Below are 20,285 nucleotides of genomic sequence, written 5' to 3'. Positions count from 1 at the left end.
CATGAAATATATTATAATGCTGCTTTTTTTGGGAATGTCAGTAACAGCTCAAAATCAGCATGCACATCACGACAGCATCAAAAACTTAGAAGAAGTAACAGTAAAAAATAGGACGAAAAAGAAAATTGAGACAGAAATGAAAATAGCTGTTTCTGTTGATGAATTTTTGTCATCATCTGAAAATATCAGTTTTATAAAACGAGGAGCTTATGCGTGGGAACCTTTGTTGAACAATATGAGCACAGAACGCTCAACGGTTACCATTGACGGAATGCACGTTTTTGGCGCTTGTACTGATAAAATGGATCCAATTACGTCTTATGTAGAAAGCAATAATCTCGCGGCAATCGATATTAAATCGGGACAAGAAGGAAGTCTGCACGGATCTACCATTGCAGGAAGCATCGATTTAAAAAGAAAAAGCACGCCATTTGGACTTCAAAAGAAATGGAATGGAGCGTATCAAACAGGATTTGAGTTTAATAATAAACAGTTTTTCAATTTAGGAAACATCTCTTATGCAGGAACTAAATTTGTGGCTGACGGAAGTATTTCGTACCGAACAGCCGATAATTATTCTGATGGAAATAACAATGAAGTGAAACATTCGCAATACCATAAATTCAACACTTCATTGGGATTGGCTTATAAAACCAGCGATTTATCGTCGTTACGATTGGACGCGATTTTTGATGTGGCAAAAGACGTAGGTTATCCCGCTTTGCCAATGGATTTATGGCTTTCGCGGGCATTAATTACGTCAGCTTCTTATAAACAATTGTTCGAAGAAGGTTTGGTTAGAGTAGTAGATACAAAAGTATATTTTAATGCAATCGAGCATTATATGGATGATACTACGCGTCCTGAAAACTTGGTTCACATGGATATGCCGGGCTGGAGCACGACTTACGGATTAGTTTCTAAAGCCAATTTAAGAAAGAATAATTATTCGTCTGAAATTCAGATGAATGCTTACGATAATTTGTCGATTGCAGAAATGCGTATGTATCCGCAGGATCGAAGCGAAAGAACGATGTTTGCGTACAGCTGGCCTTGGGTTACTACACGTTTTGCTGGACTTTCTATGAATAATTCTTGGGAACTTTCGGAGAAAAGTACGGTAAATTTAGGCGGTTCTTTGGGTGTGAACTACAATTATTCTAAATATATAGAGTTCAACTGGATTTTTCACCCAGGCGCACCACAGGAAAAAACGAGATTCTTGCCAAGCTTAAATGCGAGTTATCAGTTAAATATAGATCAGTTTAATTTCTCTATAGGAACGGGTTACGGACATAGAGCGCCTTCTGTTTCTGAAGGTTACGGATATTACATTTACAATAGTTTTGATCGTTATGATTATATCGGAGATCCAAATCTGAAAAACGAAATTTCGTACGAAGGAAATGCAAGTGCAGGTTTTAAAAACGAACGATTAAGCATTCAGGGAAAAATAAACTATTTCTACATTGACAATTATATTATTGGAAAAATCTTGAGTTTAGGAAGTCCGATGAATTATCAGTCAGTTGGCGTAAAAGGTTATACTACATTAGATTATGCCACGCTTTTAAATATGTCTGCCAATGTGAGTTATGATATTTTGGAGCATCTTCATTGGAAAGGAACGCTTACTTATGCTCGCGGAATGGACAATAAAGGAGGAAATCTACCATTCATACGTCCGTTAAGTTATTTGACTTCATTGCATTATATGTATAAAAATTTCGGAATCCAGACTTCTGTAAATGGAGATTTTGAACAGATTAATTATAGTCCCGAATACGGAGAAGATCTGACTGCAGCTTATGCCATTTGGAATATTTCTGCCGATTATTCTTTTAGAATCAATAAAGTAAGAAGCACGATCCAGATTGGCGCTGAGAATTTGTTAAATGAATATTATAGCACTTACGCTGACTGGGGAAATATCCCAAGAATGGGACGTAATATTTTCACGTCTTTAAAATTGAATTTCTAAATTAGAAAAACGTAAAAATAGAATTTAAACACAATAAATTAAATCACAATATGAAAACTTTAAAAAAATACCTTTTATTATCAGTAGTTGCTTTAGCATTTGTATCATGTTCAAGTGATGACGATAATCCCGCAGCAAACAACCTAACATTGGAATTCAATAATACCTTCAAAGACAAGACAATTGTTTTAGGAGACGCAACTTCGACTTCTGCAACGACAAATACTTCAGCAGCTGGACAAATTCACCATTTCTCTGAGGTGAAATATGTCATCAGCAATATCCGTCTTATTAAAGACGATGGAAGTGAAGTCCCTTACAATGTAAATGATTTAGATAAAGGCGCAACAGTAATCGATCAGGCAAAAGCGGCATCACTAAACTATGTTTTAAGCAATGTGCCATCTGCAACGTATAAGCAGATTAAATTTGGTTTGGGTATAAAAACGGAGCAAAACACTCTGGATCAGACAAGATTTCCTAAATTCTATGTTACAGCAGGAGCAAATGATACAAAAATGATGTGGGAGTGGGGAACAGGATACCGTTTTGCAAAAGTGGAGGGCTTTTATGATGTTGATAATAAAGTAATGTCTATTCACACGGGAAGTACTGTTGCCGGAGAAGAGGGCGCATACAAACAAGGCGTAAATGCTTATAGAGATATTACATTAAATCTTACAGCAAATGCAGTAGTAGGAAGTAAGGCTCCAAAAATCAAAATTAAAGCTGATTTTGATAAATTATTGAGCGGTAAGATCAATACCATAACATTATCAACAGGGGAAGGAATGAGCGATAATGCTACTCCAAATGTTCATACTGCTGCGCAAATGGCAAAATTTGTGGATAATCTGGGAGGAAACGGAACAAATGATATTTCAGGAATGTTTTCTGTTACTAGTGTAGAAAACTAAATCATATTTCAGAGCCGTCTGAAATTAAAAAGACGGCTCTATTTTAAAATTCATTAAAATGAAAAAAATAGTTGGCTTTATCATAATCGTAATCTTTTTCGCTTCTTGTAGCAGTAGTGATTCTGATGAAACTTATTTTGATAATCCTGAACTTGCGTTGCCTATTCCGACTGATTTTCCAGAAGTAAACAGTTACGTGAGTTTGAACAAGCCTACAAAATATGGAGTTGAATTGGGTGAAAAACTTTTCTCTGACAAAAGATTTAGCGCAGACAATACAATTTCGTGTGCAAGCTGTCATATCCAAGCGAATGCTTTTGCAGATCATAATGCGCGAGCAATAGGCATTGAAGGAAGAGTTGGACTAAGAAATGCACCACCGCTTCAGAATTTGATGTTTCTAAAGTTTTTTAATTGGGACGGAAGCAGACTACAGTTAGAAACACAGCCATTAGTACCAATTATCACGCACGAAGAAATGGATTCTTCGATTCTGGAAGTGATCGGAAAAATTAAAGATGATGCTTCTTATAAAGATTTATTTAAAAAAGCATTTGAAGATCAAGAAATTACTGCGGACAGGATTTATAAAAGTATTGCTCAGTTTGAATACACTTTAATTTCTGCTAACAGCAAATATGATAAAGTAAAACGGAAAGAAGGCCAATCTTTTACAGAAAGGGAAGCAGCAGGTTATGTAACATTTCAGCAGAAATGCGCCAGCTGTCATAGCACAGAATTGTTTACAGACCAGAGTTTTAGAAATATTGGGTTTCCGTTAAACATAGATTCTAATGAAGCAGGAAGAGGCAGAGTTACCGGAATTCCGTCTGATTTTATGAATTTTAGAGTTCCTAGTTTACGAAATGTTGAATATACTGCACCTTACGGAAGTTTTGGTCAGTTTGCTACTTTAAAATCGGTTTTGGATTATTTTGATAATGGTGTTTTGGAAGCAGAAAATCTAGATCCTATTTTTAAAAATAATGGAAACAGAATTCCGCTTACAGAACTGGAAAAAGATAACCTTATTGAGTTTATGAAAACCTTAAGCGACAAAGATTTTACTGGCAACTAATCTCGAAACGCCTGATTTTATTGATATCTGGCATTTCTTTTATAAAAAAGAAAGAATGTTTATAATATGTTGATAAATAATACGTTGCGGATAGTGTTAAAATCTGATTTCGATAGATTAAATGTTTTAAATTTAGTAACTGAATGATAGTTAATTATTTAAAAGTATTTGAATATGGAAAGAGCTATAAAATTACAGGTTCGTAAGGAACTTGATGGGAAGCAGCAAGTAAATGTAATTAAGCTCAAAGGCAGTTTAATAACCAAAGGCTACACAGAAATTATCCATATTAGCGATAAGGACGATGAATTTTATATTAATTCGTTTGCAACCAAAACTGAAGCAAGCAACGAAGTAAAAGAATTTATTTTGGATTTTATAAACAAAGAAAATTTAAGCAATACAATTAGTGTTCTAGCATAATTTGATAGATTACACAATTGTATTGCTAAAATAGATTTAAACAGTTTGATTTTAAACTGCATTTACACTTGTAAAACTTGTATTTTGATCCAGATAAAAAGGTTTGTCTTGTAAAGCATCTTCTGGTTTCTCATCCCAGTCTCCCCAATCTCCTACATAAGTTTTACGGAATATTAATTCATTATTGTCACCATTACAAACCAAAGTTCGGTCTGTACAGGTTTCATTGTTTGGACTGAAATTTATTTGTAAATTTTCCATGACGTGATTTTTTATAATTGTTTGTAAATGAGATTATAAAATTAAAAATCTCATATGTGATTTAGTTATAAAATAATATTAAATTATTGTTTAATTTTCATGTATATGGTTGAAAATTAGTTCTATAAAAAGCTGTCTCAAAGGATAGCTCTTTCTTTTTTAAGCTTCGGAGAAGCTGAATATCTATAGCCAAGAATGTTTTTACAATATAAAAAGCTCCAGAGGAGCGACATATTTTTCACAATCCTATATGTCGCTCCTCTGGAGCTATTTTATTTGTCTTATTGAAAATTCTATAAATATTTTACCACGCTGGGGTTTGCTAATATAATAATTTTATAGATAACCTGTTAACTCAAAATGATTGTACTTTTGAGGCAGCCTCTTTTTTAATCTTTCGTCTTTCGTCTCTAATCTTTAATCTTTCTTTCTCTTAAGGCATCGTCCTCGCGGTTCGTCGCCTTCTTGAAGTATGATTTCAGAATGTAAAAACTGAGCGGCATCTGCAGAACCTTGTACTTTTGCTGCACTTCGTTCGAGCATTTCAGCTTCAAATTCGTTTAATACACATTCTCTCAATCCTCTTTCTTTCCATTTTGACTTTGCATTACAGCCTTTCGAAATTTTTCTAGCCAATTTTAAAGCATCCAATAAAGCTTGATTGGCGCCTTGTCCTTTAAACGGACTCATCGGATGTGCCGCATCGCCGATTAAGGTAATATTCTGATTTTTTTCTAGTAATACTGCATTCAATAATTCGCGATCATAAACAGGATATCCAGAGATTAGATTTTTTTGCGTTGCTTCTAAAATCTGAGGAATAGGAGCGTGCCATTGCGTTCGTCGGCAAGCTTCTTCTTTTAAGGCTTGCGGTCCTTTAGCACTTAGCTCTTTGGCTTCTTCTTCAGACATCGGAAAACTAAGTTGCCACATAACAGAATCTGCTGTATAAGGCATTACGTAAATACGCTCATTTCCGTTGGCAGTCTGAAATATCGTTGCGCCATCTAGTAAATCACTTGAAAGTCCTTCTAGAGAACTTAAAGGACAGATTCCTAAGATTACAATACAATCTAAGTAACGAAGAGGTGTTGCTTCTTCGCCAATTATGAGTTTTCTAACGGCGCTTCTTATGCCATCTGCGCCTACAACAAGATCGGCTTTTGTGGTTTTTATTTCTCCATTTGTCTGAAAATTTAGTTCAACACCATTTTCAAATTCTCTTAGATTTATTAATTGATGTCCCCATTGTACATTATTAGCTCCAAGCTGTTCCAAAAGTGCCAATCGAAGCGATTGTCTTGCAATATGTATGTTGGTGCGTTTTGTGGGTGATTTAATGGCGGTTTCTAGCCATTTTCTGGTTCCCCATTCGCCTAATATTTTTCCCGCAGTATTGTGTACGATATGTTTTGTCGAAATTACACCGTTGAGAGAAGTAATTCCTAAGCCTTTCATGGCTTTGCTGGCTTGTTGTAAAGTAAGTCCGTAGCCTTGAGATCTGGCATTAAAATCGCTATCTCTTTCATAGATTGTAAAAGGAATTCCGCGGTGTAAACAAGCCACGGCCAATGCAACACCACCAATACCTGCGCCAATAATGGCAACATGCGGTTTAGTAAGATCGGGTTCAAGATACTTTTCAGATTGCATTAATCCAGACCCAGAACAATTTTGGCATAAATGCAAATGTGCCTTGGGACGTATTGGAGCAACATTAGTTTGCTTATTCTCATATAAAGCCAATTCCGTTTTATAACGGCGTTGCACTTTTTTACTAAGTCCGCGATTTATTTTGCCCAGTCCCTGGCATTCATGGCATATAGTCCACATAATCTGTTGTAGCTTACTTTAAAGTTGCAAAAATAGCTAAATGTTGTCAGAATAAATCGTTAATCTTTAATAAGGTTTGATTTACAATATGTTATAGGATTATTTTATAATTTTTAAAAATGATTGTATAAGCGAGCCAGTTGTAGATGCGTTAATTTTAATAATCATTTAAAAACGAATAAATTATGGAAAAGAATAATCAAACCCAGAAAAATCCGAATCCTAAAGAACAGGGCGGAGGAGATCATAGAAATGATATGAGAAAACATCAATATAAAGAGCATGATGAAGTGCTGACAAATGATGAAAATTATGATGCTGATACTAAAAAGTTCAAAGGAGAAGAACCTGAACTAGATGATAAGTTGAATAATAAAGAAAAAAAATAATGTAAAAACGCCTCAAGTTTTATTTGAGGTGTTTTTTTTGTGCTTATTTCTTCGTAGAAAAATCCATTTTATATTTTTATAATCACTTTTTTCAAGAGATAAAGGTTAAGAAGTAAAAAATATGACATGATTTTTATAGATTTGTAAAAATCTATTAGAATCTCTCAAATAATAATTGAGAAACAATATATAATACAAGGCATGAAATCGGTTACTTCAGTTTTTTTACTTTTAATGTTTGTCTGTTCAAATGCATTCGCTCAGTTGAGTTCTGATAAAATATTCGAAAGTTTTAAACAAGGTGAACGCACCAATTGTTCATCTATAGCTTTTATTAAAGCTTCTTTAAATGTCTACGGATTAGATAATCTTTTTGTGAGCGAAAAGCTAAACGACGATTTATATAAAATTACTTTAAAGAACAATGCCTCATTCAATCTGAACAGTACTGAAATAAATAAGGCAAAACAATCAGCAGGTTTTGTTTATATTAAAGACAATTGCGACAGCGAGAAAATTACCGATTATGCAGAATTGACTTATGCGGTAATGGCAAAATACAAACAAATTATTGATAGAGAATCTACCTTTGATAAAGCCTTGGAAGATTTAGAAGATGGTACAGTTTATACTCCAACTATTTACAAATATCTCGGATTTGCATTAGGCAAACAGATTCAAAAGCTTAAAAAAGAATCTGGAACAGATTATTGCGGTGTTGTGGCTTGGTCAAAAGTGCATGCTGTTTTTGTTTGCGGAGAATTTATGGATTATTATGGAAACAAAAAGAGCTTATGGATTAAATATCCGAGCCGTTTCAGAATAATTAAGTCGTAAAACAGTAAAATTAACTTTTGGAAAAATGTGCTGAAATAGCCAAAAATTCAGTTTTTGCTGTAATCTTTTCCTTATCGCAACGTAACAATTATAATTTTATTGTGAAAAAGAATTTATAAAAGTTGCATTTTAACATAATTTATATATTTTTGTTTTTATTCAAGAACCAAATCTATTAAGAAAATGAAGAGCAAGATTATTTTATTATGTGTCCTTTTCTTCTTGACAACTGCTGCCGTTTCTGCACAGGCAAAAAATGCACCAAGAAGTATCATTAGTACAACAGCCTTAATCCGTAAATACCATGACCAAAAAGAATTAAGCGGTATGCAAAAAGGAGAACTTTTAGAATTGTACATTGAACGTATTAAAGTTCTAGTAAAAACACTTCCTTACATTGCTTTGGTTACTAAACCTGGTGTAACAATGGCTGATTTAGGTATTCCAGACACTAGTGAAAACAAAAAAATATTAGATGGACAGGCAGAAGGAACAACTGTTTTCTTAGATACTACAGTAGATTTCCAAAGAAAAATGATGCCGTATTCTGATAAAGGAAATCTTATCGCAGCAATTTTATTTTATGAAACTACATTGAAATCATTACACGAGTTTAACGAATTGTAATATTCCAATACTAAAATAGAAGCTCCAAGGTCTTATGATCTTGGAGCTTTTTTTTTATAAAAAATTAAATTGCCTCCATCTTTAGATGGAGGTAGATAAAATTAGCTTGAAATGGCTTTAGCCAAACTTCTCAAAGTTTAGAAGATAACCACTGGTTTCAATAAAAAAGACACAAAGAAACCAGCAATTTTGGCTAAAGCCATCAATTGACAATTTCTAAAAAAATCCCCTAGTTGAAACTAGGAGCAATAAATAAAACTTCGCTATTTTTTCTTCGGCCATCAATTCTATTAAAATAACTCTCGCAGATTTGATCAGATTTATGCATATTAAAGTAGCCTATCTGATTGAACTATCCTTTGAAAATAGTGGGCTTTTAGTACAATTCTTATAAAACCGCAAAAAACTACATTTTTTATAACTGTTTTGTTTTTAGTTGTTTAAGGTTCTTTGTTTATGCGGATTAACATTTTTTTTGCAAAAAGTTTAATTAAAATTTGGGAACTAAAATTTTTAACATACTTTTGTTCTATCAAATTAGTAGAGTTTAAAAATTAGTTAGAAATACAGAGATTAAAACCTTACCATTTCATTTTCAGAAATATAAAGCATAAGACATTTGCACCTTATGCATCACTACGGTTAAAATTCCTCTTTTTAAATTCATTTGTAAATTTTTAATAACACTATCCTGAAAAAGGGTAAAAATTGTATAGGCCAAATAAAATAATAATCTAAAAAAAAGTAAAAATGAAAAAACGAATGTGCTGCAGATAAAAAAGAAAAACCATTTCTGTTGCAGCAGAAATGGTCTGAGTTTAAAGAAATTGTCATCTCTAAAAGGAAAGCAAGAATAGTATAAAACTGTTCCAGGCTCGCCTTATTTATTAAACTAAAACAAAGTAATGAAAATAAAATTAAAAAGATATGCTTGGCTATGTATTTTATTGATTTCCATAGGAGTTAAAGCTCAAGATACTAAGCCTTTAATTCAATCTAAACTGGAAGGAACCGTAGTCGATGCTGTTACAAAAGAGCCAATTATTGGGGCTTCGGTAACTATTAAAGGAACTACACATGGTGTTATCACAGATACAGATGGAAAATTTTTCTTCCAAACAGGACAAAAATTCCCTTACACACTTTTAATTAGTTATTTAGGATATAAGAAAGAAGAAGTTGTCGTAAATAAAAACGCTATAACTATTAGTCTTACAGAAGAACAAAATGCATTATCTGAAGTAGTGGTTACGGCACTTGGAATTTCTAAAGAAAAGAAATCTCTAGGATATACGACTCAAGCATTGAAAGGAAAAGAATTGGCGACTACAAAAGAAACCAACTTTTTGAATGGCCTTTCAGGTAAACTGGCGGGTGTTCGTATTACCAATTCACAAGGAGATATGGGATCTTCGCGTATTATTATTCGTGGAGAAACTTCTATTGCAGGAAACAACCAGCCGCTTTTTGTGGTAGACGGAGTTCCTGTAGATAACTCACAATTGAACTATGGAGGAGCTACACGTGATTTCAGAAATGCAATTGCCGATTTAAATCCGCAGGACATTGAAACTTTAACCGTTTTGAAAGGGCCAAATGCTGCCGCGCTTTACGGATCGCGTGCTGCGCATGGTGTAGTGCTTATTACTACAAAATCTGGGAAAGGACAAAAATCAGGATATGGGGTTACTTTTAATACTGGTATAACTGTTTCTCAAGTGGCTACTTTACCTTCTTTCCAGAATAGTTTCGGACAAGGTTCTAATGGAAGATTCAGTTACGTAGACGGAAAAGGAGGAGGAGTTAATGATGGAGTTGACGAAAGCTGGGGACCAAGATTGGACGGGCGTCTTATTCCGCAATTTTATTCTAAAGGAGAAGCTGTGCCTTTTGTAGCACATCCAAACAATGTGAAAGATTTCTTCAACACTGGACTTACGTATGACAATAGCGTTTCTATCGCAAAATCTAACGAAAAATCAGATTTCCGTTTAGGTGTAAACAATCAGAAACAGCTTGGAACTGTGCCTAACAGTGAAATAAACAAAACCAACTTTACGGTTAATACTAATTATCAGATTTCTGAAAATGTGAAAGTTGGTGTTAATGCTAATTATATTGTAACCAATGCTCCACAATTGCCAGGAGGTCCGTCTGGTGGGCGTGCGGCAGGGGTAATGCTTCAGTTTCTTTGGTTCGGACGTCAGGTTGACATCAATCAGCTTGATAAAGATTGGACAACTAACTGGAACAACAGTTACTACAGCAACCCATATTGGAATGCGTATTACAATACAACAAGCCAACAGCGTAACCGTATAATTGGAGATGTTCACTTAGATGCGAAATTGGCTGAGGGACTTAACTTCAGATTCCGCACAGGAGTTGACTATTATAACGACCGCAGAAAATATACTATTAAGTATGGTACAAACGGAACTCCTTTCGGATCGTATGCAGAAGATGCTTACACTGTAAATGAGCAAAATACTGAAGGTATATTTCAATATACAAAACAGCTTAATGATGACATCAGTTTAGATGCACTGGCGGGTTTCAATATTCGTAATCACAGTGATGCTAATAACTATCAGAAAGCGCCACGTTTAGCGGTTCCAGATTTGTATACTTTAACCAACTCAAGAGATCCGTTGACTTCGTCTAACTCATTGTCAAGATTAAGAGTTTACAGTTTATATGCATCTGCTCAGATAGGATTTAGAAACTATGCTTTCTTAAACGTTACAGCGCGTAATGACTGGTCTTCTACATTGCCAAGCAGCAACCGTTCTTATTTCTATCCATCATTTAACGGAAGTGTAGTCTTAACAGATGCATTAAACATCAAGAGCAGTACACTTGATTTCTTAAAAGTTCGAGGTGGATGGTCTGAAGTAGGTAATGATGCAGATCCGTACCAATTGGCTACGGTTTATAATTTCCAAACTGCTTTTGACGGAAACCCAATTCAGACTTCTTCTCAAAAGAAATTGAATGAAAACCTAAAACCAGAAACAACTCGTTCTACAGAGGTAGGTCTTGAAGCTTCTTTCTGGAAAAATAGACTTCATTTTGATGTGGCCTACTATAATACAAATAGTTTCGATCAAATTTTGGAAATCAAAACTACAGCGGCAAGCGGTTATAATTCGCAGTTAATCAATGCGGGGAAAATCAACAACCAAGGTATTGAGGTGCAATTGGACGGAAATCCAGTTCAAACTGAAAACTTCAAATGGAATGTGGCTGTAAATTATTCAAAAAATAAGAGTAAAGTAGAAATTCTAGATTACGCTGGAGATATTAAAAACTATACAATTGGTTCTTCTGGAGGTGTAGATGTATTAGCATCTGTAGGACAAGCTTACGGAGCACTTTACGGAACAGCGTATGAGCGCGATGCAAGCGGAAATATTGTGGTAGGAGCAAACGGTCTTCCAAAAGCAGATCCGACAAAAAGAGTTTTAGGACATTATACGCCAGATTATTTGGCAGGTCTTACAAATACTTTGACTTATAAAAATCTTGAGCTTTCGTTCCTTGTTGATGCTAGCGTTGGCGGAGAACTTTTCTCTGGAACTAATAGAACAGGAAATTACACAGGAGTTTTAGCACAGACTCTTCCGGGACGTGGTGCTGAAAACGGTGGTTTGAGCTACTATTATCCAGGAAACAATACGGCTAACCCAAAAACTTTGGTAAGCGGTGGAGCTGCTCCAAGTGGTGTAACGGTTTATGATGACGGAATGATTTTCGGAGGTGTATTTGCAGACGGAACGCCAAACAATAAAGTAATTAGTGCACAAGAATATTATAAAGCATCATACAATATTAGCGAGGCTTATATCTACAGCTCAACTTTTGTAAAAATGAGAGAGATAAAACTAACTTATAATGTTGATAAAAAATTGGTTAAAAAGTTAGGACTAGAAGGAGCAAGCATTACTGTTGCTGGACGCAACTTATTCTTTATCTACAAAGATGCGCCAAATATTGACCCTGAAACGGCTTTCAATACTGGAAATGCGCAAGGATTGGAAAGTTTAGCGTTGCCAACAACTAGAAACTTCAGTCTTAACCTTAATGTTAAATTTTAAAAACTCGGAATCATGCTAAAAAAACTATCATATACAATACTGTTTGCATTGGCACTGAGCTCTTGCAGTGATACTTTAGACGATATAAATAAAAACCCAAATGCAACTGAAACTCCGCTTGCGCCATATTTGCTGACAGGAACTTTAAAACAAGGAGCAGATTTGTATTGGGGGGATGCAAATAACTTTAACTCGACTTTGCTATTTGCACAGCATTGGGCAAAAATCCAATATACAGAACCAGACAGATACGATGTTTCAAACACTTCGTTTACTTCATTGTGGAATACAGGATATGCAACTCTGATTACAGATTTGAATACAATTTTGAAATTTTCGGACGCACAGGCTAATTCTAATTATAAAGGAATAGCATTAACGTTACGTTCTTGGACATTTTTATTGCTGACAGATGCTTACGGAAGCATTCCGTACAAAGAAGCGGGGCAAAAAGTAACGCCAGCATACAATACGCAAAAAGAAGTTTATACAGGTTTGCTTGAAGATTTGAAACAAGCTCAATCTTTATTGAATGCTGCAAATGGTTCTATTACTGGAGATTTGGTTTATAAAGGTGATATAGCAAAATGGAAAAAATTTGTGAATTCGCTTCGTTTACGTATTGCATTGAGAATCTCAGACAGAGAACCTGCATTAGCAAAACAAGCTGCGATTGACGCAACAAGCGATGCTGCAGGAGTAATCAGCAGTGAAAGTGAGACATTTAAGTTCACTTATACAAGTTCGCCACAGCAAAATCCAGCATCAGCTTGGTTTGAAACGAGAGATGATTTCCGTATTTCAAAAACTATGGTGGATCAATTATATGCATTATCAGATCCGCGTTTGCCAATTTTTGCGCAATTGCCATCAGATAAAACTGTAGTAAAATATGTTGGTGGAGCTAACGGATTGTCTAACAGTGATGCAAACAGTCAGGGTTTTGCTAAAACATCAAAACCGGGAACTTATTTCCTTACATCAGCTTCGCCTGCTGTAATTGCTTCATACTCTGAAACGTTATTTAATTTGGCAGAAGCTGCGGCTCGTGGTTATATTTCTGGTGATGCAGAACAGTATTATAATAATGCCATTACGGCTTCTTTGAATCAGTTTGGAGTTACAAACCCAACAACAATTTCAACTTATCTGAATCAGGCAAGTGTAAAATATGATGCTTCAAACTATGCTAAATCAATCGGTACACAAAAATGGATTGCGTTCTTCGGGCAAGGTCTTGATGCTTTTACAGAATGGAGAAGATTGGATTATCCAGTATTAAAAGCTGGTCCAGCAACTGTTTTAGACGGAAAAATTCCTTCTCGTCTTTTCTATCCTGGAACAGAACAATCTCTTAACGGAGCTAGTTATCAAGCTGCTGTTGCCAATCAAGGAAAAGATTTATTGACAACCAAATTGTGGTTTGATGTGAAATAATAAATCTATTATTTTTTTGAGTCAAAAAAGCCCTATATCAACTAAGATATAGGGCTTTTTGCATTATTCCATTCGTTGTTTCTGTCTTTCTTGATTTGATTCTTCTTCAGAACTTCCACGCTTCCAATATGAAACGGCTTGAAAATGATCACGTTCTAATTGAAGATCTTCTTTTAGGTGTTTTTTTATTTTCCGAATTGTCTCAAATTCTGCTGCAGCGAATACGTAATGCTGTTTTTCTTCAGCTAATAAAGCGATACATTCTTCAGCTAGTTTACTTCCATTTAATGGTGAAGGATTATAGATCCATTTTACATTAAGATTAGCTTTGGTATTCAGAACAAATGCGTCCCTATAAGAACTTACTTCGATCAAAAGCATAACATTTGTAGTTGAAGGCAGAGTTTCTAGAATAACCGAAATAACCGGAATCGCCGTACTGTCTCCCACGATAAAATAGTTTTTATTCATAGGAACAAGCGGTTTTTGGCTTTCTTTCATTGCAATTCCAAGAAAATCTCCAGATTTTGCATTTTCTGCCCATTTAGAAGCAGGTCCGTTATCGCCGTGCGCCACAAAATCGATTTGTAGCGTTTTATTAATAAGATCAATACTGCGTGTGGTATACGTTCGCACCGCGATAAAAAAATCCGAATTCCAGATCGATTCGTCATAATTGGCGCCGTAAATTGCTTTTTCTGAAGGAATGTAAATTTTGTTATTGCTTCCAGAATGCATATTTTGAAAGATATTTACTTGTTCATCAGACATTTTAAAAGTGATCCTGATGTAATGTGGCGTAACGAACGTTTTTTCTTTTACTTCGAAAATAGAACGCGCCGCATTTCGTATTGCTTTATCCATAATTACTTTAATGTTTTTAGTTTACAATTGCTTGAATTTCTTTTCGTTCCGATTGAAGAAGGCTTGCAATGGCAATAACACAGCTGAATGCACCGAAAAAGTAGATAGACTGATAATTGAACCATCCCGCAATTAAACCTGCCGTTGGTCCTGCAATTCCTAACGAAAGATCGAAGAAAGCGGCATAAGCTCCTAAGGCAGTTCCTCGCATTTGCGGTGATATTTTCTGTATGGCCAAAACACCTAAAGACGGAAAAACAAGCGAAAACCCAATGCCAGTAAGAGCACATCCTAAAATGGCTGTCCAGCCATTAGTAGATAAACCGATACATAACTGACCTGCAATCTCAATCAAAATAGAAATTATAGCAACTTTGAATCCGCCAAAACGATCAGGATAAGAAGAGAAAAAGACGCGAGTTAGAATATAAGAACCTCCAAAGAAAAGAAATCCAAGAGAAGCTCCTTCCCAGTTTTTCTGACTGAATAACAAAGCGATAAACGATGCAATACACGCAAATGCAATAGAAGAGAAAGCGAGCGCAATTCCTTGCGGAAACACTTTTCCGATTACTTTATAAAAAGGGGTTCTCAAATGTCCTTTGTGCACAGGAACTATTGGCAATCCTTTAGAAGCTGTCCAACTTATAATTGCCAGAACTATAATTGAAGAAAAAGCCAATATAGTTCCAAATTGGACAATCCATAGGCTAAAAGGAGCGCCAATTGCAATTCCCGCATACATGGCGATTCCGTTCCAAGTCATTACTTTACCAGAATTCTGTTGGCCTAAAAGTCCAATTCCCCAAGTGAGCATTCCTGTTACCAGAAAACTTTCGGCTATTCCGTGAACGATTCTGGACAATAGCAATAAAGAAAACGATAATAAAGGAATTGAAACTGCAGAGCAAGCGCACATATATAAAACGCCAGCCAATAAAACCAGAAAAATGCCTCTTGTTGTACTGATTTTTGACCCTAGAACATCAGTCGTTTTTCCTGCGTAAGCGCGTGTAAGCAATGTTGCCAATGCTTGTAAACCAATAACTAAACCAACGGCAAGATTGCCAAATCCTAATTCTTGTTTTATGAATTTTGGAAGTATACCTAGAGAAATACCGATTGTGGTATAAACTGCCAAAACCGTTATCACAATAGGAATTAAAAGTTTGGTATTCGATTCAGAATTTAATTTGGGAGTACTGTTTGTAGTGGTACTTTCTGTCATAATTTTACTTTGTATATTAATAATTTTACAAAGGCAAAATTATGCCTGCATTACGTTTTAATGGTTGTCTATAGCAGGGGTGTTGTTGGACAAATCATGGTTTTTTAATCTGAATTCAGATGCAGTCATACCGATATTCTTTTTCATAAAACGCGAAAAGTAAGCATGATCTTCATATCCCAATTCAAAAGCGATTTGCTTTATATCCAATTCTGTATAATACAATAAACGTTTGGCTTCCAATGCGATGGTCTGTTGTATCCAATAACTTACGGTGAAACCAGTAACCTGTTTTACAATTTCATTTAAATACAAAGGCGTAATGTTTAACAGACTTGCATAATCTTTAACCTGTTTGAATTCTTTAAATTTTGATTGCAAAAGCTGTTTAAACGCATTTACCGTCTGGTACTTTTGTCCGCCAATAAGTTCTTTAGCGGAATCTTCTTGTATAAGAGCTCCGATAAAAAATCCCAAAAAAGCATCAGTCAGCGAATATTCGGTCTGATCTTGAAAGAATTCTCTTTTTTGTTGTAGTAGATTTTCAAGTATCGGAATAATAGAAAAAATCAAATTATCTTTTTCTAGTTGAATTCCTTGTCTGCTATTTAAATAGGTATTTAAGATTTGAGTATATTTCTCAGAAATCAAAAGAGAATCCATAAAAATATACCATCCCTTGCAATTCTCTTGATTTGTGTAAGAATGAACTTGTCCAGGCGCAACATAATAAACGCAATGATTGGACATTGTAATGTGCTTGAAATCCAGTTCCATTTCAAAAATACCCTGAGTCAGTACAATAAACATATAATGGTCATCACGATGAGGCGCCTGTGCTTTCTCTGAAAATGCTCCGATCGGAATAATATCGATCCCGATGGTTTTCATTTCATCCCGATGTATTTCAATATGATTTAGGCTCATTTTTTAGATTGAATTGTATTCAAAGGTAAAAAGGAATAAGAAGAAGTTGTTCGTTATTTTACAATTTTTGCCCTAGCAGAATAATTTCCTTTGTAAAAAAATATATAAACCATGAAAACAAAAATCATTTTAAGCACATTCATGATGCTTACTTTTTGGTGTAACGCCCAAACGACAGATTCTGCTTTAAAAGAAGTGAAAAAAATTATTGAAGCCAGCAACAAAACGTTCTCCGATTTTACCAATAAGAACGACGGTTCTATTGTTGCAAGATATACGGATGATGCTTGTTTATTTCCGCCAAATGGAGAGCCAAAATGTGGAGCAAAGCAAATCGATTCCTTTTTTAGAGGCGGACCTCAAGTGCATGTTGTATTCACAATCCAGCATCTTTATGGAGACGCAAAAACAGCTGTTACAGAAGAGAGTTTTTATGAAATGACTGATATGAATGGCAAAAAACTAGATGACGGAAAAGTAATTGTAATCTGGAAAAAAACAAAAGATGGCTGGAAAATGCATCGCGATATGTTTAGCAGCAATCACCCTGCAAAACAAGGCTAAAAGCCAATGTTGACAGCCTGCTGTAAATCGGTATCGTTTTTTAGCATCGAATTTCTGGATGCAGAGGGCGTAATGCCTGTAAACTTCTTAAATTCTTTAATAAAATGAGCCTGATCATAATAGCCATTGTCATAAGCTATAGTAGTCAATGATTCTGTTGTGTTGAGTACTAAATCCAGACTTTTATTAAAGCGGATTACAGAAGTAAAAGCGGCAGGGCTGATGCCAATATTAGACAGATAAAGTTTTTGGATATACCTTTCTGATAAACCTGAATTGCGGGCAAGGAAAGGTAAGTCCAATTGCTGATGATGACGAAAAAGTTCCTGATTTAGATTTTGGACTATTGAAACCTTTTTTAAACGAGTTTCATTTTTCTTTAATTTTTGAAGAAAATACTTTTCTAAAACACCTATTTTAGACAATAAATCATCCTTTTCCATAATCCGGTCATACAAGTCCCTGTTTTCTCCCAAAGCAACATCATACATATCGGTCGCATAATTGGTAAATTCTGATAATGGATCTGAAAAAAACAATGCGCTCGCATGCGGATAAATTCTTGCAATAAGTACAGATGTTCCTTTTGCTACAGAAAGACGTGTTGGAAGCGTAAGATGTCCTAATAATTCTATTGCTGGAGTATCTTTTTGTTTGCCGTTGATAATAGTAGCTGCAAATCCTCCAGAAATATTCACAATCAAATCGACATATCCGCTGGGATAAAATACTTCATTGTCGAGATCTTTTTCAATTGTCACAACAGTATAATTCTTGATAAAAGGCGCTAAACTGGCGGATGGCAAAATCTGCATATCGTTTTTTGTTGTAATTTAGAAGTAAATTAACTGATTTATAGCGAGTTCTAAATTAGCAATAAATACAATATAAACTAATTAAAGTTTCTGAGATATTGTTAGAATTTTCCATAATTTAGAAGCTAAGAAGAAAATACCAAACCAATAGCGGATAAATTAAAACAAGTTAAATGATATGCAGACAATATTAGGAGCAAACGGACAGATTGGCGAAGAACTGGCAAGAGAACTAAAAAGAAAGTATACTTCTGATATACGAATTGTAAGTCGTAGAGCAAAAAAAGTTAATGACACAGATACAGTTTTTTCAGCAGATTTAATCAATAAAGAGCAAGCAATAGAAGCTGTAAAAGGCAGTGAAATAGCTTATTTTACGCTAGGACTTCCAATGAATTCTGATTTATGGGAAAAACAATTTTTGCTCATTATAAGTAATGTTATCGAAGCCTGCAGAATCAATAAAACTAAGCTGGTATTTTTTGACAATACTTATATGTATCCGCAAGATGGCAGAGTTCTTACTGAAGAAACCGCTTTTGAACCTGTCGGTAGAAAAGGAAAAGTAAGGAAAGAAATGGCTGAGATGGTTTTAAACGAAATAAAATCAGGTCAATTGGAAGCGGTAATTTGTCGTGCACCAGAATTTTACGGTCCTGCCAAAACGCAGAGTATCACCAATACTTTAATTTTTAATGCAATTAAAGAAAATAAAAAATTGAGAGTGCCTTTGAGCGACAGTAAAAAACGAAGCCTAATTTGGACGCCAGACGCGAGCCGCGCCACAGCATTAATAGGAAATACGCCTGATGCTTTTGGACAAACCTGGCATTTGCCTGTTGATGAAAGCCATATTAACTATAAAGAATTTATTGCTTTAGCTTCTAAACTATATGACAAAGAATTAAAATATAAGGTTATCCCAAAATTTGTTTTTACAATAGGAGCGTTTTTTAATAAACAAGCAATAGAATTGCAAGAATTGCTTCCAAGATACCAATACGACAACATCTTTGATGATTCAAAATTTAGAAAGCGTTTTCCAGATTTCGTTATAACGAATTATAAAAATGGAATTGAAGAGATTAAAAAGGAATAATCAAAAAGCCTTGTTTCAGTTTTGATACAGGACTTTCATCTTTAGAATTACATTTTTTTTTATAGCTTTTCATACCAATCTAAAATATAATCGGCAACAGTTTCCCAGCCAGGTTCTCCGCAGATAAAATGGCTTTTGCCGTCAAATATTTTAAGATCAACACGACCTGCATTTTCTTTGTATTTGCTAGCAATCGTTTCTGTCAGGTTAGCTGGAAAAATATGATCGTTACCACCGCCAACAAATAGAATAGGTTCATGCGGTTTTTTGAAATCAATATTGGAGAACGAATTCAAAACCAATTCTCTGCTAACTTTATAACTTTCTGGCACTGCAAATTTTTCAAATGCAATGCTTTTTTGCGATTCTGGAATGGTATTAAAAAAAGCATAATCGTACCATTTTCTGCTTCCCATAAAATATTTAGCAGAAGAGAAAAAGCCAAAAGCAGGTATTACTGTTTTTAGGGTTTGAAACGGCGGAAACACATTTTTTGGAGGCGCTCCATCAATGCTTACTCCAGCTGCTGCCTTGCCCAATTCTACTAATTTTAATGTAGCCATACCGGCCATTGAATGTCCAATTACTAAAGGTTTTTCGGGTAAAGTATCTATTAATTTGCTGATATTATTCACAATATCTACAAATCCTGTTTTAACTAGATTTGGATGAACTTTTGCTCTTATGTCAGCAGGATTTCCATCGTGTCCAGGATTTGCAGGAGTATAAACAGTATAACCTTTTTGTTCGTAGTACTTTTTCCAATCGACCCAAGTTTTGTCATTGACAAAATTTCCGTGAATAAGCACAATAGTTTTTGATTTTGACATGATTTTATTTGATTAATGTTAGAATTTCTTTGAAAATTTCTCTTTTGGAGTTTTTTAAAAAATTAACCTTTTCTCAAA

The 20,285-nt window shown here is 34.8% G+C and carries 18 protein-coding genes; 11 read left to right on the top strand and 7 right to left on the bottom strand.

Features of this window, described 5'->3' with window-relative positions; all coding sequences use genetic code 11:
* The first annotated feature begins 1 nt into the window (after nucleotide 1).
* From DMB71_RS20635 to DMB71_RS20620, 4 genes are all read left to right on the top strand, one after another.
* Nucleotides 2-1,981 (top strand): TonB-dependent receptor plug domain-containing protein, encoded by a 1,980-nt coding sequence (locus DMB71_RS20635; RefSeq protein ID WP_111369474.1) that lies wholly within the window; start codon nucleotides 2-4, stop codon nucleotides 1,979-1,981.
* 50 nt (nucleotides 1,982-2,031) lie between these two features.
* Nucleotides 2,032-2,898 (top strand): MbnP family protein, encoded by an 867-nt coding sequence (locus tag DMB71_RS20630; protein ID WP_111369472.1) that lies wholly within the window; start codon nucleotides 2,032-2,034, stop codon nucleotides 2,896-2,898.
* A 58-nt stretch (nucleotides 2,899-2,956) separates the two neighbouring features.
* Nucleotides 2,957-3,976, top strand: coding sequence for a cytochrome-c peroxidase (locus DMB71_RS20625; RefSeq protein ID WP_111369470.1), 1,020 nt, complete (start codon nucleotides 2,957-2,959; stop codon nucleotides 3,974-3,976).
* 174 nt (nucleotides 3,977-4,150) lie between these two features.
* Entirely contained in the window at nucleotides 4,151-4,399 is a 249-nt protein-coding gene (locus DMB71_RS20620; RefSeq protein ID WP_111369468.1) for a hypothetical protein, read from the top strand.
* A 51-nt stretch (nucleotides 4,400-4,450) separates the two neighbouring features.
* Here the strand turns inward: DMB71_RS20620 and DMB71_RS20615 are convergent, their stop codons facing one another.
* Nucleotides 4,451-4,660 (bottom strand): hypothetical protein, encoded by a 210-nt coding sequence (locus tag DMB71_RS20615; protein WP_111369466.1) that lies wholly within the window; start codon nucleotides 4,658-4,660, stop codon nucleotides 4,451-4,453.
* 417 nt (nucleotides 4,661-5,077) lie between these two features.
* The gene (locus DMB71_RS20610) at nucleotides 5,078-6,493 is read right to left on the bottom strand and encodes an FAD-dependent oxidoreductase (RefSeq protein WP_111369464.1); all 1,416 of its coding nucleotides are present in this window, start codon (nucleotides 6,491-6,493) and stop codon (nucleotides 5,078-5,080) included.
* Between the two features lie 185 nt (nucleotides 6,494-6,678).
* On the opposite strand from DMB71_RS20610, the gene DMB71_RS20605 reads away from it, so the two are divergent.
* The 5 genes from DMB71_RS20605 to DMB71_RS20585 all read left to right on the top strand — a co-directional run bounded on the left by DMB71_RS20605 (nucleotide 6,679) and on the right by DMB71_RS20585 (nucleotide 13,880).
* On the top strand, nucleotides 6,679-6,882 hold the full coding sequence (locus DMB71_RS20605) for a hypothetical protein (protein ID WP_111369462.1): 204 nt from the start codon (nucleotides 6,679-6,681) through the stop codon (nucleotides 6,880-6,882).
* Nucleotides 6,883-7,083: 201 nt separating this feature from the next.
* Nucleotides 7,084-7,719, top strand: coding sequence for a hypothetical protein (locus tag DMB71_RS20600; RefSeq protein WP_111369460.1), 636 nt, complete (start codon nucleotides 7,084-7,086; stop codon nucleotides 7,717-7,719).
* Nucleotides 7,720-7,902: 183 nt separating this feature from the next.
* Nucleotides 7,903-8,346 (top strand): hypothetical protein, encoded by a 444-nt coding sequence (locus DMB71_RS20595; RefSeq protein ID WP_008463513.1) that lies wholly within the window; start codon nucleotides 7,903-7,905, stop codon nucleotides 8,344-8,346.
* Nucleotides 8,347-9,251: 905 nt separating this feature from the next.
* Nucleotides 9,252-12,443, top strand: coding sequence for a SusC/RagA family TonB-linked outer membrane protein (locus DMB71_RS20590; RefSeq protein WP_111369458.1), 3,192 nt, complete (start codon nucleotides 9,252-9,254; stop codon nucleotides 12,441-12,443).
* Between the two features lie 12 nt (nucleotides 12,444-12,455).
* Nucleotides 12,456-13,880, top strand: coding sequence for a SusD/RagB family nutrient-binding outer membrane lipoprotein (locus DMB71_RS20585; protein ID WP_111369456.1), 1,425 nt, complete (start codon nucleotides 12,456-12,458; stop codon nucleotides 13,878-13,880).
* 63 nt (nucleotides 13,881-13,943) lie between these two features.
* Here DMB71_RS20585 and DMB71_RS20580 read toward each other — a convergent pair whose 3' ends face one another.
* From DMB71_RS20580 to DMB71_RS20570, 3 genes are read right to left on the bottom strand one after another with little or no spacing between them, the layout of a single operon-like run.
* The gene (locus tag DMB71_RS20580; protein ID WP_111369454.1) at nucleotides 13,944-14,744 is read right to left on the bottom strand and encodes a siderophore-interacting protein; all 801 of its coding nucleotides are present in this window, start codon (nucleotides 14,742-14,744) and stop codon (nucleotides 13,944-13,946) included.
* A 16-nt stretch (nucleotides 14,745-14,760) separates the two neighbouring features.
* Nucleotides 14,761-15,972 (bottom strand): MFS transporter, encoded by a 1,212-nt coding sequence (locus tag DMB71_RS20575; protein ID WP_111369452.1) that lies wholly within the window; start codon nucleotides 15,970-15,972, stop codon nucleotides 14,761-14,763.
* Between the two features lie 57 nt (nucleotides 15,973-16,029).
* Entirely contained in the window at nucleotides 16,030-16,899 is an 870-nt protein-coding gene (locus DMB71_RS20570; protein WP_111369450.1) for an AraC family transcriptional regulator, read from the bottom strand.
* Between the two features lie 111 nt (nucleotides 16,900-17,010).
* Here DMB71_RS20570 and DMB71_RS20565 point away from each other — a divergent pair, with 111 nt between their 5' ends.
* Complete coding sequence (locus tag DMB71_RS20565; RefSeq protein WP_239453011.1) at nucleotides 17,011-17,463, top strand: YybH family protein; 453 nt, start codon at nucleotides 17,011-17,013, stop codon at nucleotides 17,461-17,463.
* Here DMB71_RS20565 and DMB71_RS20560 read toward each other — a convergent pair.
* Complete coding sequence (locus tag DMB71_RS20560) at nucleotides 17,460-18,278, bottom strand: helix-turn-helix transcriptional regulator (protein WP_111369448.1); 819 nt, start codon at nucleotides 18,276-18,278, stop codon at nucleotides 17,460-17,462. The two genes, DMB71_RS20565 and DMB71_RS20560, sit on opposite strands and share 4 nt — an antisense overlap.
* A 178-nt stretch (nucleotides 18,279-18,456) precedes the next feature.
* On the opposite strand from DMB71_RS20560, the gene DMB71_RS20555 reads away from it, so the two are divergent.
* On the top strand, nucleotides 18,457-19,377 hold the full coding sequence (locus tag DMB71_RS20555) for an NAD-dependent epimerase/dehydratase family protein (RefSeq protein WP_111369446.1): 921 nt from the start codon (nucleotides 18,457-18,459) through the stop codon (nucleotides 19,375-19,377).
* A gap of 59 nt (nucleotides 19,378-19,436) precedes the next feature.
* On the opposite strand, the gene DMB71_RS20550 is transcribed toward DMB71_RS20555, so the two are convergent.
* Nucleotides 19,437-20,207, bottom strand: coding sequence for an alpha/beta hydrolase (locus tag DMB71_RS20550; RefSeq protein ID WP_111369444.1), 771 nt, complete (start codon nucleotides 20,205-20,207; stop codon nucleotides 19,437-19,439).
* Nucleotides 20,208-20,285: the final 78 nt, after the last annotated feature.

Source organism: Flavobacterium tistrianum (assembly GCF_003254545.1).
Classification (GTDB): domain Bacteria; phylum Bacteroidota; class Bacteroidia; order Flavobacteriales; family Flavobacteriaceae; genus Flavobacterium; species Flavobacterium tistrianum.
This window is presented reverse-complemented; position numbering and strand designations above follow the sequence as displayed.

Bases quoted from the DNA above. Each gene is read 5' to 3' on its own strand.
- DMB71_RS20635 (WP_111369474.1), top strand. From the start codon at position 2: ATGAAATATATTATAATGCTGCTTTTTTTGGGAATGTCAGTAACAGCT.
- DMB71_RS20630 (WP_111369472.1), top strand. From the start codon at position 2,032: ATGAAAACTTTAAAAAAATACCTTTTATTATCAGTAGTTGCTTTAGCA.
- DMB71_RS20625 (WP_111369470.1), top strand. From the start codon at position 2,957: ATGAAAAAAATAGTTGGCTTTATCATAATCGTAATCTTTTTCGCTTCT.
- DMB71_RS20620 (WP_111369468.1), top strand. From the start codon at position 4,151: ATGGAAAGAGCTATAAAATTACAGGTTCGTAAGGAACTTGATGGGAAG.
- DMB71_RS20615 (WP_111369466.1), bottom strand. From the start codon at position 4,660: ATGGAAAATTTACAAATAAATTTCAGTCCAAACAATGAAACCTGTACA.
- DMB71_RS20610 (WP_111369464.1), bottom strand. From the start codon at position 6,493: ATGTGGACTATATGCCATGAATGCCAGGGACTGGGCAAAATAAATCGC.
- DMB71_RS20605 (WP_111369462.1), top strand. From the start codon at position 6,679: ATGGAAAAGAATAATCAAACCCAGAAAAATCCGAATCCTAAAGAACAG.
- DMB71_RS20600 (WP_111369460.1), top strand. From the start codon at position 7,084: ATGAAATCGGTTACTTCAGTTTTTTTACTTTTAATGTTTGTCTGTTCA.
- DMB71_RS20595 (WP_008463513.1), top strand. From the start codon at position 7,903: ATGAAGAGCAAGATTATTTTATTATGTGTCCTTTTCTTCTTGACAACT.
- DMB71_RS20590 (WP_111369458.1), top strand. From the start codon at position 9,252: ATGAAAATAAAATTAAAAAGATATGCTTGGCTATGTATTTTATTGATT.
- DMB71_RS20585 (WP_111369456.1), top strand. From the start codon at position 12,456: ATGCTAAAAAAACTATCATATACAATACTGTTTGCATTGGCACTGAGC.
- DMB71_RS20580 (WP_111369454.1), bottom strand. From the start codon at position 14,744: ATGGATAAAGCAATACGAAATGCGGCGCGTTCTATTTTCGAAGTAAAA.
- DMB71_RS20575 (WP_111369452.1), bottom strand. From the start codon at position 15,972: ATGACAGAAAGTACCACTACAAACAGTACTCCCAAATTAAATTCTGAA.
- DMB71_RS20570 (WP_111369450.1), bottom strand. From the start codon at position 16,899: ATGAGCCTAAATCATATTGAAATACATCGGGATGAAATGAAAACCATC.
- DMB71_RS20565 (WP_239453011.1), top strand. From the start codon at position 17,011: ATGAAAACAAAAATCATTTTAAGCACATTCATGATGCTTACTTTTTGG.
- DMB71_RS20560 (WP_111369448.1), bottom strand. From the start codon at position 18,278: ATGCAGATTTTGCCATCCGCCAGTTTAGCGCCTTTTATCAAGAATTAT.
- DMB71_RS20555 (WP_111369446.1), top strand. From the start codon at position 18,457: ATGCAGACAATATTAGGAGCAAACGGACAGATTGGCGAAGAACTGGCA.
- DMB71_RS20550 (WP_111369444.1), bottom strand. From the start codon at position 20,207: ATGTCAAAATCAAAAACTATTGTGCTTATTCACGGAAATTTTGTCAAT.